The sequence below is a fragment of the Amycolatopsis rubida genome (assembly GCF_900115345.1).
GTDB classification, from domain to species: Bacteria; Actinomycetota; Actinomycetes; order Mycobacteriales; family Pseudonocardiaceae; genus Amycolatopsis; species Amycolatopsis rubida.
Genome location: NZ_FOWC01000002.1, coordinates 544,695 through 558,153, shown reverse-complemented (window position 1 = coordinate 558,153; position 13,459 = coordinate 544,695). Strand labels below are relative to the sequence as shown.

The 13,459-nt window shown below is 70.9% G+C and carries 16 protein-coding genes; 10 read left to right on the top strand and 6 right to left on the bottom strand.

Annotated elements, in window-relative coordinates:
* The first annotated feature begins 459 nt into the window (after positions 1-459).
* Genes serB through BM362_RS11550 form a run of 3 tightly spaced genes read left to right on the top strand, consistent with a single transcriptional unit; the run spans position 460 to position 2,906 of the window.
* Positions 460-1,689: a phosphoserine phosphatase SerB gene (serB, locus tag BM362_RS11560; protein ID WP_067593699.1), complete on the top strand. Its 1,230-nt coding sequence runs from the start codon at positions 460-462 to the stop codon at positions 1,687-1,689.
* Complete coding sequence (locus BM362_RS11555; protein WP_093573111.1) at positions 1,686-2,450, top strand: peptidyl-tRNA hydrolase; 765 nt, start codon at positions 1,686-1,688, stop codon at positions 2,448-2,450. The genes serB and BM362_RS11555 overlap by 4 nt, the downstream gene beginning before the upstream one ends.
* Before the next feature lie 51 nt (positions 2,451-2,501).
* Positions 2,502-2,906: an OsmC family protein gene (locus tag BM362_RS11550; RefSeq protein WP_067593693.1), complete on the top strand. Its 405-nt coding sequence runs from the start codon at positions 2,502-2,504 to the stop codon at positions 2,904-2,906.
* A gap of 469 nt (positions 2,907-3,375) precedes the next feature.
* On the opposite strand, the gene BM362_RS11545 is transcribed toward BM362_RS11550, so the two are convergent.
* The 3 genes from BM362_RS11545 to BM362_RS11535 form a co-directional block, all read right to left on the bottom strand.
* Positions 3,376-3,708, bottom strand: coding sequence for a hypothetical protein (locus tag BM362_RS11545; protein WP_067593690.1), 333 nt, complete (start codon positions 3,706-3,708; stop codon positions 3,376-3,378).
* Between the two features lie 57 nt (positions 3,709-3,765).
* Positions 3,766-5,817: an ATP-dependent DNA helicase gene (locus BM362_RS11540; protein WP_067593687.1), complete on the bottom strand. Its 2,052-nt coding sequence runs from the start codon at positions 5,815-5,817 to the stop codon at positions 3,766-3,768.
* A gap of 91 nt (positions 5,818-5,908) precedes the next feature.
* A complete protein-coding gene (locus tag BM362_RS11535) occupies positions 5,909-6,499 on the bottom strand; it encodes a biotin transporter BioY (RefSeq protein ID WP_067593684.1) in 591 nt (196 codons plus the stop codon).
* Between the two features lie 187 nt (positions 6,500-6,686).
* Between BM362_RS11535 and BM362_RS11530 the strand changes: the two genes are divergently transcribed.
* Positions 6,687-7,343, top strand: coding sequence for a choice-of-anchor P family protein (locus BM362_RS11530; RefSeq protein WP_167545270.1), 657 nt, complete (start codon positions 6,687-6,689; stop codon positions 7,341-7,343).
* A 117-nt stretch (positions 7,344-7,460) separates the two neighbouring features.
* On the opposite strand, the gene BM362_RS11525 is transcribed toward BM362_RS11530, so the two are convergent.
* A complete protein-coding gene (locus BM362_RS11525) occupies positions 7,461-8,036 on the bottom strand; it encodes an isochorismatase family protein (RefSeq protein ID WP_093573109.1) in 576 nt (191 codons plus the stop codon).
* Between the two features lie 10 nt (positions 8,037-8,046).
* Positions 8,047-9,351 (bottom strand): nicotinate phosphoribosyltransferase, encoded by a 1,305-nt coding sequence (locus tag BM362_RS11520; protein ID WP_067593675.1) that lies wholly within the window; start codon positions 9,349-9,351, stop codon positions 8,047-8,049.
* Between the two features lie 74 nt (positions 9,352-9,425).
* Between BM362_RS11520 and clpS the strand changes: the two genes are divergently transcribed.
* Genes clpS through BM362_RS11505 form a run of 3 tightly spaced genes read left to right on the top strand, consistent with a single transcriptional unit; the run spans position 9,426 to position 11,292 of the window.
* Positions 9,426-9,725, top strand: coding sequence for an ATP-dependent Clp protease adapter ClpS (gene clpS, locus BM362_RS11515; protein ID WP_067593947.1), 300 nt, complete (start codon positions 9,426-9,428; stop codon positions 9,723-9,725).
* Complete coding sequence (locus BM362_RS11510; protein ID WP_067593672.1) at positions 9,722-10,279, top strand: DUF2017 domain-containing protein; 558 nt, start codon at positions 9,722-9,724, stop codon at positions 10,277-10,279. The genes clpS and BM362_RS11510 overlap by 4 nt, the downstream gene beginning before the upstream one ends.
* A complete protein-coding gene (locus tag BM362_RS11505; protein ID WP_093573108.1) occupies positions 10,240-11,292 on the top strand; it encodes a P1 family peptidase in 1,053 nt (350 codons plus the stop codon). The genes BM362_RS11510 and BM362_RS11505 overlap by 40 nt, the downstream gene beginning before the upstream one ends.
* Here the strand turns inward: BM362_RS11505 and BM362_RS11500 are convergent.
* Positions 11,276-11,647 (bottom strand): hypothetical protein, encoded by a 372-nt coding sequence (locus BM362_RS11500; RefSeq protein ID WP_093573107.1) that lies wholly within the window; start codon positions 11,645-11,647, stop codon positions 11,276-11,278. The genes BM362_RS11505 and BM362_RS11500 overlap by 17 nt on opposite strands.
* A gap of 81 nt (positions 11,648-11,728) precedes the next feature.
* Here BM362_RS11500 and BM362_RS11495 point away from each other — a divergent pair, with 81 nt between their 5' ends.
* The 3 genes from BM362_RS11495 to BM362_RS11485 all read left to right on the top strand — a co-directional run bounded on the left by BM362_RS11495 (position 11,729) and on the right by BM362_RS11485 (position 13,438).
* Entirely contained in the window at positions 11,729-12,136 is a 408-nt protein-coding gene (locus BM362_RS11495) for a M67 family metallopeptidase (protein ID WP_093573106.1), read from the top strand.
* A gap of 68 nt (positions 12,137-12,204) precedes the next feature.
* Positions 12,205-12,483 (top strand): MoaD/ThiS family protein, encoded by a 279-nt coding sequence (locus BM362_RS11490; protein ID WP_009082495.1) that lies wholly within the window; start codon positions 12,205-12,207, stop codon positions 12,481-12,483.
* Positions 12,484-12,487: 4 nt separating this feature from the next.
* Positions 12,488-13,438 (top strand): PLP-dependent cysteine synthase family protein, encoded by a 951-nt coding sequence (locus tag BM362_RS11485; RefSeq protein WP_067593660.1) that lies wholly within the window; start codon positions 12,488-12,490, stop codon positions 13,436-13,438.
* The last annotated feature ends 21 nt before the right edge of the window (positions 13,439-13,459 follow it).

Sequence of the window (13,459 nt, the reverse complement as noted above, 5' to 3'; positions counted from 1 at the left end):
GCCAGCCGACCTCACTCCGGCCAGCTCCGTTCACCTCGGCTAGCCGGGCTCACTCCGGCCAGCCGGGCTCATTCCGGCCAGCCGGGCTCATTCTGGCCAGCCGGGCTCATTCCGGCCAGCTCCGTTCACCTCGGCTAGCCGGGCTCACTCCGGCCAGCCGGGCTCATTCCGGCCAGCAGACCTCATTCCGGCCAGCCCCGCTCACCCCCGGCCAGCCCGGCTTCAGGACCTCTCCTCGTCCGCTCGTGGCACCGGCGGTGTGCTCGCCGCTTAGCGACCTCACCCCAGCCCCGGACCCCCGCTCCCCGCACGCCGCCCTCTCATCGCCCGTTCGTGGCACCGGCGGTGTGAAGCAGGGCACGGGGGCGTTCTGCCCGCCGCCGCTGGAGGCCAGACTGGGCGTGCCGACTCGCCGTGGCCTAAGCGTCGGTGCCGAGACGAACGAGGGATACCGAACCAGTGAGCCAGACTCCCGTCCTCATCACCACGACCGGCCCGGACAAGCCCGGGGTCTCGTCCGTGCTGTTCGCCGTGCTCACCCGGCACGACGTGGACGTGCTCGACATCGAGCAGGTGGTCATCCGCGGGCAGCTCGTGCTCGGCGTGCTCGCCGGGGTCTACCGCGACCCGGAGGGGCTCCAGGAGTCCGTCGAGCAGGCAATGGCGACCGTCGGCATGGAGGTCGAGGTCCGGATCGGCGACGCGATCGGCGCGGACCCGTTCGCGCTCGGCAGGCGCGATTCGTCGCACGTGCTGGTCCTGCTCGGGCGTCCGGTGACCGCGCGCGCGTTCTCCGAGGTCGCGCGGCGGTTGGCGGGCGTCGGGGCGAACATCGACTCGATTCGCAGCGTCGCCGACTACCCGGTGACCGGGCTTGAGCTGTACGTCTCGGTGCGCGAAGACACCGAGGAGACCGACGCCGAACTGCGGTCCACGCTGGCTGACGCGGCGTCCGAGGCCAACATTGACGTCGCCGTCGAGCGCGCGGGCATCACGCGCCGGGCGAAGCGGCTGGTGGTCTTCGACGTCGACTCCACGCTCGTGCAGGGCGAGGTCATCGAGATGCTCGGCGCGTACGCCGGGGTCGAGGAGCAGGTCCGCGAGATCACCGAGGCCGCGATGCGCGGCGAGCTGAACTTCGCCGAGTCGCTGGAGCGGCGTGTTTCGCTGCTCGCGGGGCTGCCCGCCAGCGTGATGGACGAGGTCGCGGGGAAGCTCGAACTGACTCCGGGGGCTCGCACGACCGTCCGCACGCTCAAGCGCATGGGGTTCCGCTGCGGTGTCGTGTCCGGCGGGTTTACCCAGGTCATCGACCATCTCGTGGACGACCTCGGCCTTGACTTCGCGGCGGCCAACGAGCTGGAGGTCGTGGACGGCAAGCTCACCGGCCGCGTGGTCGGCGACATCGTGGACCGCGCGGGCAAGGCGACCGCGCTGCGCCGGTTCGCCGGCGAGTACGGGATCCCGCTGGGCGCGTGCGTCGCGGTCGGCGACGGGGCCAACGACATCGACATGCTGGCCGCGGCCGGCATGGGTGTCGCGTTCAATGCCAAGCCCGCGCTGCGGGAGGTCGCCGACACCGCGCTCTCGCACCCGTACCTCGACGCGGTGCTGTTCGTCCTCGGCGTCACGCGCGCCGAGGTCGAGGCAGCGGACGCGGCCGACGGACTCGAACTGGCCCGCCCGTGAACCCTCTGCTCGAACCGCTGCGCAGCCGGTACGCCTCGTGGCTCGGCCTCCCCGCCGAGGACACCTCGGACGAGCACCCGGACGAGGTCCGCGCGATGCCGGTCATCCTGCGGATCGAACGCGCTGAACCGCCCGGCCGTACCGCGCTGCTCGAAGCGGCGGCCGCGGCGGCGCTGGCGGTGTGCCTGGACGAACGCGTCCAGCCCGGCGGCGAATGGGCCGAGCCGGTGCACGCGTGGCTCGACAACCGCATCCGGAAGGTCGCGCGCCGGGCTCGTGGCGCGCATTGGCAGGCGGTGCTCGACCTGCCGGGAAGCACCATCGAGGTCGACGGTGCGCAGGCGCGGGCGCTCGTGCCCGGGCTGGTCAAGGAGGCTCCGAAAGAGGTCTCGCGGCTGCAGATCTCCGGCAGCGAACTGCCCGCCGACACTCCCGGCCCGGCTCCGGCGGACGTCCCGTTGCTGATGCTGAACCCGGATGTCCCGATGACCGTCGGCAAGGCGTCCGCGCAGGTCGGGCACGCCACGATGATCCTCGCGGCACTGCTGCCGGACGACGAGCTGGCGGCGTGGGCGGCGAAGGACTACCGGGTCGCGGTCCGCACTCCCAGTCCGGCCCGGTGGAAGGAGCTGTGCCCGGTCGAGGACCCGGAGGCGGGCTGGCGGGACAATCGCGTGATCGCTGTCCGCGACGCGGGATTCACCGAGGTCGATCCCGGCACGATCACCGTGCTGGCGCAGCAGCCCGGAACATCGGCGTGACCCGTGCGGTTGCGCCCATGCAGTGACCCGACGGGTGGAAAGGCGTCTCGGATGACCTTGGAAGTACAGCGCGAAGGCACGCACAGTTTCGTCGGCCGCAACGAGCGCGGCGCGGAAGTGCGGTTGGGCCGGGCCGGCGCGGAGGGCGCGTTCTCCCCGGCGGAACTCCTGCAGATCGCGGCCGCGGGCTGCTCCGCGGTGACCGCGGAACAGCTGATCACGCGGCGCGTGGGCGAGGACTCGAAGTTCCGGGTCTCAGTGACCGCCGACCGGCGCGAGGGAGCTTCGGAACTGGACGCGGTGCACGTCGCGTTCGACGTCGACGTGTCGGCTCTCGACGAAGCTCAGCGGGAAGCCCTGGCGGGCGCGGTGGACCGGGCGATCGAGCGGCTGTGCACGGTGAGCCGGACGCTGAAGAAGGCCATTCCGGTGACGGAGACCTTCCCGACCGCTTGAGGCGCGGCGGCGGGTGGTCGGTGTGGCGGGCCGCCGAATCGCGCTCGCGGGCGGTTCATGGCAAAGGCCGCAGAGCCGCGGGTGGGTCTCGTTGCCGAACAAGCCGGGCGGCGCTGTGCGGTCGGGCTGGCGTAATGGGCGGTGCTTGCGGCGGACCGCTGAGCCGGGGTCGCAGGTGGTTCTTGTGGTCACGCTGCCGTGGGCCGTTCCGCGACGGCGCGCTGGGCAGCGGCGACGGGCAGTTCGCGGTCGGAGCACCGAGCGGCTGCGGTGAGCGGTTGCCGGGGCACCGCGCCGAGCTGAGGCGGCGAGCCACCGGCATCGCGCAGCCGCGGCGAGCCACCCGCACCGCGCAGCCGCGACGAAACTCGTCGGCACCACGGCTCGCCAACCCTCGCCCGGCAAGAATTCCCGATCCCGCCGGCCATAAGCACCCCCCACTCTGGAGCGGGGTATCAGCGAAACGCGCTCAGCTTTGCCACACCACGTACGCCTGGTCGGCGTCCGTGGTCATCGCCTCGATGAACTTCTCGTTGTCGAAGCCGGGCAAGGTCTGCAGGCGTTCGATGAGGGCGTCCGCGGCCGGGTCGCCGCTCGGGACCGCAGTGCCTTTGCCGTCGTTGCCGACCAGCATGAAGAAGACGTCTTCGTTCCAGGGGCCGTCCGGGATGACTCTCACCATGACGGAGCTCAGTTCCGACCACGTCACAGCTTCTTCGCTGCCATCGGCGAGCCGGCGCCGAACCCCGGTGTCGTCAACACTGACGGTCCGGGATTGTGCGCTGGACGAATCCTGGGTCAACGGTGCTCCCTGTCGTGTTCGTTCCACTCACCGTACCCGCCTGTCCGGTTCGCTCGGTCAGGCGGGCGCGGCCGCGTCGAGTCGCTTCAATGCGTCGCGGGCGACCTGCGGATCTGTTGTCGGCCAGAACGGCGGCAGCGACGCGCGCAGGAAACCGCCGTAGCGTGCGGTGGCCAGACGCGAGTCCAGCACGGCCACTACGCCGCGGTCGGTGACCGAGCGGTGCAGCCGCCCGGTGCCCTGTGCCAGCAGCAACGCGGCGTGCGTCGCGGCGACGGTGAGGAATCCGTTGCCGCCTCGGGCTTCCACCGCGCGCTGGCGAGCGGAGGACACCGGGTCGTCCGGACGGGGGAACGGGATCCGGTCCACCACCACGAGCTGCAGCGACGGCCCTGGCACGTCCACGCCCTGCCACAGCGTCAACGTGCCGAACAGGCAGGTGCGCGCGTCTTCGGAGAACTGCCGCACCAGCAACGGCGTGGCGTCGTCGCCCTGGCAGAGGATCGGGTGGTCGAGGCGTTCCCGCATCGCTTCGGCGGCTTGTTTCGCCGCGCGCATCGAGGAGAACAGGCCCAACGTCCGGCCGCCCGCGGCGTCGACCAGCCCGGCCAGTTCGTCCATTGTGGACTCGGCGAGGCCGTCCCTTCCCGGCGGCGGCAGGTGCTTGGCGAGGTAGAGGATGCCGTTGCGGCGGTGGTCGAACGGCGAGCCAACGTCCAGCCCGGTCCACTTCGGGCCGGTGTCCTCGTCCGAGGGAGCTTCCTTGTCGGTGGCCGTGCCCGGAGACTTCACCACGCGCGCGCCGCTCGGCGGGAGACCCCATTGCCGCGCCATGGTGTCGAATTCGCCGCCGAGGGTGAGCGTCGCCGAGGTCAGCACGGTGGTGTGCTGGTTGAACACGCGCTCCCGCAACAGCCCCGCGACGCCAAGCGGCGCGACTTTCAACGCCGGCGGTCGCGGGTTCGCCGAGTATTTGTCGCCGGTCAGCCAGACGACGTCGCGTTGGTGCGCCAGATCCTCGTCGTACGCTTCGAGCAGCCGTACTGCGGTGTCGTGCACTTCTTCGAGCAGCGACCGAGCCAGCTTGCGCGCGGTGGCTTCGCCGACGTCTTCCTTGCGATCCGAACCCAGCGCGGTGAGGCATTCCTTCGCCGCGTCGCGCACCGCCGGGATCGCGCCCTGCAACGGACGGGGCAGCGCGTCGAGCCTTCCGGCCGGGATGTCGTCGAGGATCAGCGCGAGCCCGTCGGAGGACTCCAGCAGCCGGTCCGCGATGCCCGCGTCCATCAGCTTTCCGCAGCGTCGCGCGGCGGCCGACACCATGGCGCTGGTGAGTTCGCCGGTCGCGACCGAGGTGACCCGGTCGACCAGGTCGTGCGCCTCGTCGATGATCACCAGGTCGTGGTCCGGCAGCACCTGGTAGCCCTGCAGTGCGTCGATGGCCAGCAACGCGTGGTTGGTGACCACGACGTCGGCCCGACCCGCTTCGGCGCGCGCGCGTTCGGCGAAGCAATCGGTGCCGACCGGGCACTTCGCGGCGCCGAGGCATTCCCTTGCGGTGACCGAAACCTGCCGCCACGCCTGGTCGGACACGCCGGGCACCAGCTCGTCGCGGTCGCCGGTTTCGGTGTCCGACGTCCACTCGTGCAGCCGCGTGACCTCCTTGCCCAGCCGGGACACCGCGAACGGGTCGAACAGCTGCGCGTCCTCGGGCTCGTCGGCCGGGCCGGTGTCGAGCCGGTGCAGGCACAGGTAGTTGCGGCGGCCCTTGAGGATCGCGAAGGTCGGTTCGCGCCCGAGCGGCTTCTTGAGCGCCTTCGCCAGGCGCGGGAGATCACGGTCGACCAGCTGGCGCTGCAACGCGATGGTGGCCGTGGAGACGACGACGGTGGTGTCTTTCTCCACCGCGTGCCGGATCGCGGGCACGAGGTACGCCAGCGATTTGCCGGTGCCCGTTCCCGCTTGCACGGCGAGGTGTTCGCCGGTGCGGATGGCGTGGCCGACGGCGTCGGCCATCTTCACCTGGCCGGGGCGTTCAGCGCCGCCGACAGACTCCACCGCGTGGGTGAGGAGTTCGAGGACGCCGGGGAAATCGGTTCGGGCGGGCACAGCGAGACACGATAGCCGCCAGGTCCGACAGGATCTTCGATCCGGCGCGAACGGACCCCTCGCGCCGGATCGAAGCTCCCGGAAATCCGGCTCAGTCTTCCTTGCGGAACCGCGAAACCGCGGTCCACGCGAGCGGCAGCACGCCGGCCGCGACCACGGTCTTCAGCACGTCACCCACGAGAAACGGCGTGACGCCCTTGTCGAAAGCGGTGGCGAGATCGAATCCGGTGGCGGCCATCAGCCACGGCACGCCGAACGCGTAGATCGCGACATTGCCGAGCACCATGGTCCCCGCCATGCGCAGCGGGGTGCGGTCGCCGCCGCGGCGGGCGAGCGCGCCCACCAGCGCACCCGCGAACACGAAGCCGACGATGTAACCCGCCGAGGCTCCGGACAGCCCGGACGTCCCGCCCTGGAACCACGGCACGCCGGCCGCGCCGACGAGCAAGTACAGCAGCATCGAAGCGGCACCGCGGCGCATGCCGAGCGTCGCGCCGACGAGCAGCGCGGCGAAGGTCTGGCCGGTCATCGGCACCGGCGTGCCCGGAAGCGGGATGACCAGCTGCGCGGCCACGCCGGTGAGCACGGCGCCGCCGGCGACCAGCGCCAGGTCGCGCGCCAGGGTGCCGGGCACGAGGTCGGCCAGCACCTGACGGCGGGCCGGGAGAGACAGTGACGACACGGGACCTCCAACCACGGAAAACGGACGTCCGGGCAGGTTATCGTCGAGCGAGGCGGTGGAACGAGACAAGTTGCGTTCCTCACCACCCCTGTCTTCCGCCACTCGTCCGGGTGAGCTGCGACCGTCGACGTTTGGGATCCCCGCCGCGCTGCCGATGTCGAAGCACGGGCGAAGGGAGACAGGTCGAATGCGCGGACGGATCCTGCTGGTCACCGGGGTTTTCCTGGCGACGGCACCGGCGGTGGCGCACGCCGATCCGCCGACCTCCACCGGCTGGGGTTCCGCGGGAAGCCTCGACGTGCTGGTGGATCACGAACACGTCGTCACTGGCGAACTGGCCCGCTGCGACGCCGACGGTCCGGCTTCCGCGCGCACCCCCGGCGGCGCGGCTGGCGAGGTCGCGGTGTTCGGCTTCGGCGGCACCACCTGCGAACGGAAGGGTCCGGTCGCGGACGTGCGGACCGGCGGGCAGCGGTTCGAATCCGACCTGCTCACCCGGTACGGCGGGCCGGAGCTGAAGGTCCGCACGTACTCGGTCGGCTGCGCCACCACGACGGATTCGGGCAGCACCGGGTCGATGTCGATCGGCGAGGTCTCCGGATTCACCGTGCCGTCTTCGATCCCGGCGAACTACCGCGTCACGATCCCCGGCGGCGCGGCGGGCACGGCGCTGGCGACGATCACGCTGAACGAGACCGTGACGCCGCAGCCCGCCGACGGCAGCCTGGTCACGCACGCGGTGCACGTGAAGCTGTTCCCGCAAGGCGGTCCGGCCAGCGGGGACATTTACCTGGGCACGGCGGCGTGCAACCCGTACGGGAGGGGCGGCGCGCCAGAGTCGTGAGTGGCTATGCCGGTTCTCCCCGGGATAGCCACGCACGACGTCTCCGCTGCGAGCCCGCCGTCCGCCGCCTGGCCCGGGGTCGTGAGTGGCGATGACGGTTAGAACCGGGATTAACACTCACGAGGGCGGCAGGGCGGGCGTGCCGGTGTAGCGCACCCCCGCCTCGTCGAAGTCCTTCAGCGTCGCGTCCACGGTCGGCTGCGAGCCGCCCACGGTCAGGTCCAGCAGCACCCGCACGGTGAACCCGGCGCCTGCGGCGTCGAGGGCGGTGGCGCGCACGCAGAAATCCGTCGCGATGCCGACAACGTCGACGTCGGTCACCTCATGCGCGCGAAGCCATTCCTCGAGCGTCTTGCCGTCGCCGGACTTGCCCTCGAAACCGGAGTACGCGGCGGTGTACTCGCCCTTCGAGAACACCGCCTCGACCGGCACCACGTCCAGCGCCGAGTGGAACGACGCGCCCGCCGTGCCCGCGACGCAGTGCGGCGGCCAGCTGGTGTTGAAGTCGGGCGTGTCGCTGAAGTGGTCGCCCGGGTCGATGTGGTGGTCGCGGGTGGCGACAATGTGCGTGTAGCCGCCCTCGGTCATCCGCTGCGAGATGGCCGCCGCGGCAGCCGCGCCGCCCGGCAGGCCGAGCGAGCCTCCCTCGCAGAAGTCGTTCTGCACATCCACCACGATCAGCGCGGTCCCCATGGTCGGCTCCCTACAGAAAAGTCGTCGGTATCGCGGGCTCGCCGTGCGAGAGCTTGAGGCCTTCCCAGGGCAGGCTCACCTGCGCGCGCCGCAGGCGGGCACGCGCGTCGTCCAGCGTGGGCAGATCATCCATCGGCACGCCCCCGCGCACCAGGGGGATTTGCAGATCGACATCGTTCTCGCCTGCTTCCGGGCGGCCGCTCGCGGCGGTCCAGACCACTTCCTCGACCGCGGTGCCGGTGCTGCGGTGCCGGCGCAGCGCGTGCTTGCGCCCGCCGCGGGATTCCTTGTGCGCGCTGCGTTTCGCGACCGGACGGCCGTCGACCTCGACCAGCTTGTACACCATCCCGGCGGTCGGCGCGCCGGATCCGGTGACCACCGAGGTGCCGACGCCGTACGCGTCCACCGGCTCCGCGCGCAGCGCCGCGATCGCGTGCTCGTCGAGGTCGCCGGACACCACGATCCGGGTGTCCTTCGCGCCGAGCGAGTCAAGCTGGTCGCGGGCCTTGCGGGCGAGCGGGCCGACGTCGCCGGAGTCGATCCGGATCGCGCCCAGCTCCGGGCCGGCGACGCGCACGGCCGCCTCGATGCCCGCGGTGATGTCGTAGGTGTCCACCAGGAGAGTGGTGTCCGCACCCATCTTGCTGACCTGGGCGCGGAACGCGGCTTCCTCGCTGTCGTGCAGCAGCATGAACGCGTGCGCGACGGTGCCGCGGGTCGGGATCCCGTAGCGGCGGCCCGCTTCGAGGTTCGACGTGGTGGCGAATCCGGCCAGGTAGGAGGCGCGCGCGGCGGCGACCGCGGCGTACTCGTGGGTGCGCCGTCCGCCCATCTCGATGATCGGCCTGCCGTGCGCCGCGCCGGACATCCGCGCCGCGGCCGAAGCGATCGCGCTGTCGTGGTTGAGGATCGACAGCACCACCGTCTCCAGCACGACCGCTTCGGCGAAACTGCCGGTCACGGTCAGGATCGGCGAGCCGGGGAAGTACAGGTCGCCTTCGCGGTAGCCGTCGATGTCGCCGCGGAACTCGTAGTCGGCCAGCCACGCCAGCGTTTCCGGGTCGACGACCGCGGTCTGCTCCAGCATGGCCAGTTCGGCGTCGGTGAACCGGAAGTCGGCGATCGCGTCGAGCACGCGCGCGGTTCCCGCGACGACGCCATAGCGGCGGCCGTCGGGAAGCCTTCGCGCGAAGACTTCGAACACGCACGGCCGGTCGGCCGTCCCGTCCGCGAGCGCGCTCGCCAGCATGGTCAGCTCGTAGTGGTCGGTGAGCAGCGCCGTGCTGGCGCTGGTGACCGGCTCGGGGGAACCCATGGGAGCAGCCTATTCACTCACATGGACGGACCTGGCGCGGCGTACCGGGATGGCCCCGTGACACCATGGTGGGCATGTCCACGCCTGTCGCATCCGAACAGACGCAGGTCGATCCACTCGGGGCCGAGCTGGCCGAATCCGACCAGCCCTGGCGGACGATCGTCTGGAACGACCCGGTCAACCTGATGTCGTACGTGACGTACGTCCTCCAGAAGCTGTTCGGCTACAGCCGGGACCACGCCACGAAGCTGATGCTCGACGTGCACAACAAGGGCAGGGCGATCGTGTCGTCCGGTTCCAAGGAGAAAGTGGAGACCGACGTGGCGAAGCTGCACGCGGCGGGCCTGTGGGCGACCATGGAACAGCCCTCGTGAAGGCCTGGCGGCGCAAGGGGGACGCCATCCTCGCCGGGTTCGAACAGCAGGAAGCGGCGGTGCTGCGCGGGCTGGTCGGGCAGCTGGAGGACATGCTCACCGCCCGGGCCGAGGAGGCCCCGCAGGACGAACTGGCCGAGCTGACCGGGATCCGCACCGGGCCCGCCGAATCGCCGGACGACCCGGTGCTGTCGCGGCTGCTGCCGGACTTCCACCGGCTCGACCCGGACAACCCGAGCCGCGAGGACCTCGATTCGGCGGCCGCGATGCGCTCGCTGCACGAGCCGGAGCTGCTGGAGAAGAAGGTCGGCGTCGCGAAGATCGTGCTCGACACGCTCCCGCGCGACGGCGGCTCGGTGAAGCTGACCTTCGAGCAGGCCGACGCCTGGCTCGGCGCGCTGAACGACGTCCGGCTGGCGCTCGGCACGGCGCTCGACGTCACCGAGGACATGCCCGACGAGCTGCCGGACGACGACCCCCGCGCCCCCCATCTCGGCGTCTACCATTGGCTGACATGGGTGCAGGAGACGCTGATCCAGGCGCTGACCGGCTGACCGGCGGCAAAATCACCGACGTTCCCGGCGTGCTCGTAGGCCATCACCAGCGACTCGGCGACGGCTGGGCCTCCGGAACCACCGTCGTGCTCGTGCCGGACGGCGCGACCGGCGCGGTCGACCAGCGCGGCGGCGCGCCCGGCACCCGCGAGACCAATCTGCTGGAGCCGGAAAACCTGGTGCAGCAGGTGAATGCGGTCTGCCTGTCCGGCGGAAGCGCGTACGGGCTCGCGGCGGCGGACGGCGTGCTGCGGTGGCTGTCCGAGCGGAATCTCGGGTTCCCCGTTGGCGCGCAGCCGTATGAGGTGGTGCCGATCGTGCCCGCGGCGGTGCTGTTCGACCTGCCGCGCAGCGCGTGGGGCAACCGCCCGGACGCCGATTTCGGTTACGCCGCTTGCGAAGCCGCCGGGGAGGCGGTCGCGATGGGCACCGTCGGCGCGGGCGCTGGAGCCGTGGTCGGTTCGCTCAAGGGCGGCATCGGGACGGCGAGCGAGGTCGTCGGCGACGTGACTGTCGGCGCGATCGCCGCGGTGAACGCGGCGGGCCAGGCGGTGGATTTCGCGACTGGCCGGGCCTATGCCGCCGATCACGAGGTGGACGGCGAGTTCGGCGTCCGCTGGCCGGATCGGCCCGGCGAAGTGCCAGGGCAGCGGACCGATCTGAACACCACGATCGGTGTGGTGGCCTGCGACGCGGCGCTGACGAAGGCCGAGGCGCGCCGGTTGACGGTCGCCGCGCAGGACGGGTTGGCGCGTGCGGTGCGTCCGGCGCACTCGATGTTCGACGGCGACACCGTGTTCGCGCTGGCAACGGGCGCGCAGCAGCTGCCGGGGGAGCCCGGGTCGTTCGCGGTGGCGGCGCGAGCGGGCGCGCTGGACGCGTTGTGCGCGGCGGCGGCGCGGGTGTTCGCGCGGGCGATGGTGCACGGGCTGCTGTCGGCGACTTCAGTGGCTGGCATCCCGGCTTATCGGGATGTATGGCCGGAGGCGCCGACGATCAGAACGGGTCCTTAGGGAGGGCGTCCTCGCTCCGTTCGAGGTCGGCGGCGCGCACGGCGGCCACGTACTCGTCCTCGATCTCCAGCACCAGGTCGCCGAACGACACCGTCGGCCCGAGCGAGGGATGCAGGTCCACCGGGCCCAGTTCGGTCGAGTGCGACAGCTGCGCCCACACCGAAACCGGCTTCCACCGGCGGAAAGTGCTGCAGGTGAGCACCGTCACGTGCCGGTCGGTGACTACGACGAGGAAGTTCCGGTGCGCGGCCATCATCGTCACCATCAGCGATGTGGCGGGGAACACGTACTGGACGACGTCCCCTTCGGCCAGCAGGCCACGGCAGCGTTCGCGGATCTTCGAGGACACCGGCATCCGCCAATTGTGCCCTGACCTGGGGTTGAGCGGTAGCTCTCACAGTGTGGACTCGTTCGGTCCACGAACTAAGATGTCCGTGTGCTCCGGATCCGCCGTGAACTCGTCGACGAGATCGTCGCCCACGCCCGCCGTGACCACCCCGACGAAGCGTGCGGGGTGGTGGCCGGTCCTGCCGGCTCGGACCGCCCCGAGCGGTTCATCTCGATGCTGAACGCGGCGCGCTCGCCGACGTTCTACGAGTTCGACTCGGGCGACCTGCTCAAGCTGTACCGCGAGATGGACGCGAACGACGAGGTCCCGGTGGTCATCTACCACTCGCACACCGCGACCGAGGCCTATCCCTCGCGCACCGACGCGAACATCGCCGCCGAACCCGACGCGCACTACGTGCTCGTCTCGACAAGAGAGCCCGATTCGCACGAGTTCCGCTCGTACCGGATCGTGGACGCCGAGATCACCGAGGAGCCGGTCGAGATCCTCGACTGAACTCCCGCGGAATAAAGCGCGGCGTCCGATGCGTCAGCGTGTAGGAACCCACCCGGAGGTAGAAGACCATGGCCGTGACCGTGTCCATCCCGACCATCCTGCGCACCCACACCGGCGGCGAGAAGTCCGTCGAGGCGTCGGGCAAGACTGTCCTCGAGATCATCGACGACGTCGAGTCGCGGCACGCCGGGCTGAAGGCGCGCCTGGTCAAGGAGGAGAAGCTGCACCGCTTCATCAACGTCTACGTCAACGACGAGGACGTGCGTTTCTCCGGCGGGCTCGACGCCGAGGTCAAGGACGGCGACACCCTCACCATCCTGCCCGCCGTCGCGGGCGGCGCGCGCTGAGCCGATGGCTCGCTACGAGTCCCTCCTCGACACGCTCGGCGGCACCCCGCTGGTCGGCCTGCCGAGGCTGTCGCCGACCGACGAGGTGCGGCTGTGGGCGAAGCTCGAGGACCGCAACCCGACCGGCTCGATCAAGGACCGGCCCGCGCTGGCCATGATCGAGGCGGCGGAGCGGGACGGCATCCTGCGGCGCGGGTCCACGATCCTTGAGCCGACCTCGGGCAACACCGGGATTTCGCTGGCCATGGCCGCGAAGCTCAAGGGCTACGGCCTGGTGTGCGTGATGCCGGAGAACACGTCCACCGAACGCAAGCAGCTGCTGCAGGCGTACGGCGCGCGGATCGTGTTCTCGCCTGCCGCGGGCGGCTCGAACGAGGCCGTGCGCCGCGCCAAGGAGCTGGCGAAGCAGAATCCCGATTGGGTGATGCTCTACCAGTACGGCAACCCGGCCAACGCGGACGCGCACTACCGCGGGACCGGGCCGGAGCTGCTGACGGACCTGCCGACGCTGACGCATTTCGTCGGCGGCCTCGGGACGACCGGGACGCTGGTCGGGGTCGGCCGGTACCTGCACGAGCACAAGCCGGACGTCCAGGTCATCGCGGCGGAGCCCCGGTACGGCGAGCTGGTGTACGGCCTGCGCAACCTCGACGAGGGGTTCGTGCCGGAGCTGTACGACGAAAGTGTGCTCAACGGACGCTATTCGGTGGGGGCGTACGACGCTCTCCGGCGGACGCGGGAACTGCTGGAGCACGAGGGCATTTTCGCCGGGATCTCCACGGGCGCGGTGCTGCACGCCGCGCTCGGGGTCGCGGAGAAGGCCGCTGCCCGCGGCGAGAAGGCGGACGTGGCTTTCGTGGTCGCGGACGCCGGCTGGAAGTACCTGTCGACCGGCGCGTATTCCGGGTCGCTGGACGAAGCGGCAGAACGGCTTGACGGTCAGCTCTGGGCCTGACCGAACGTCCGTGAGGGGAAC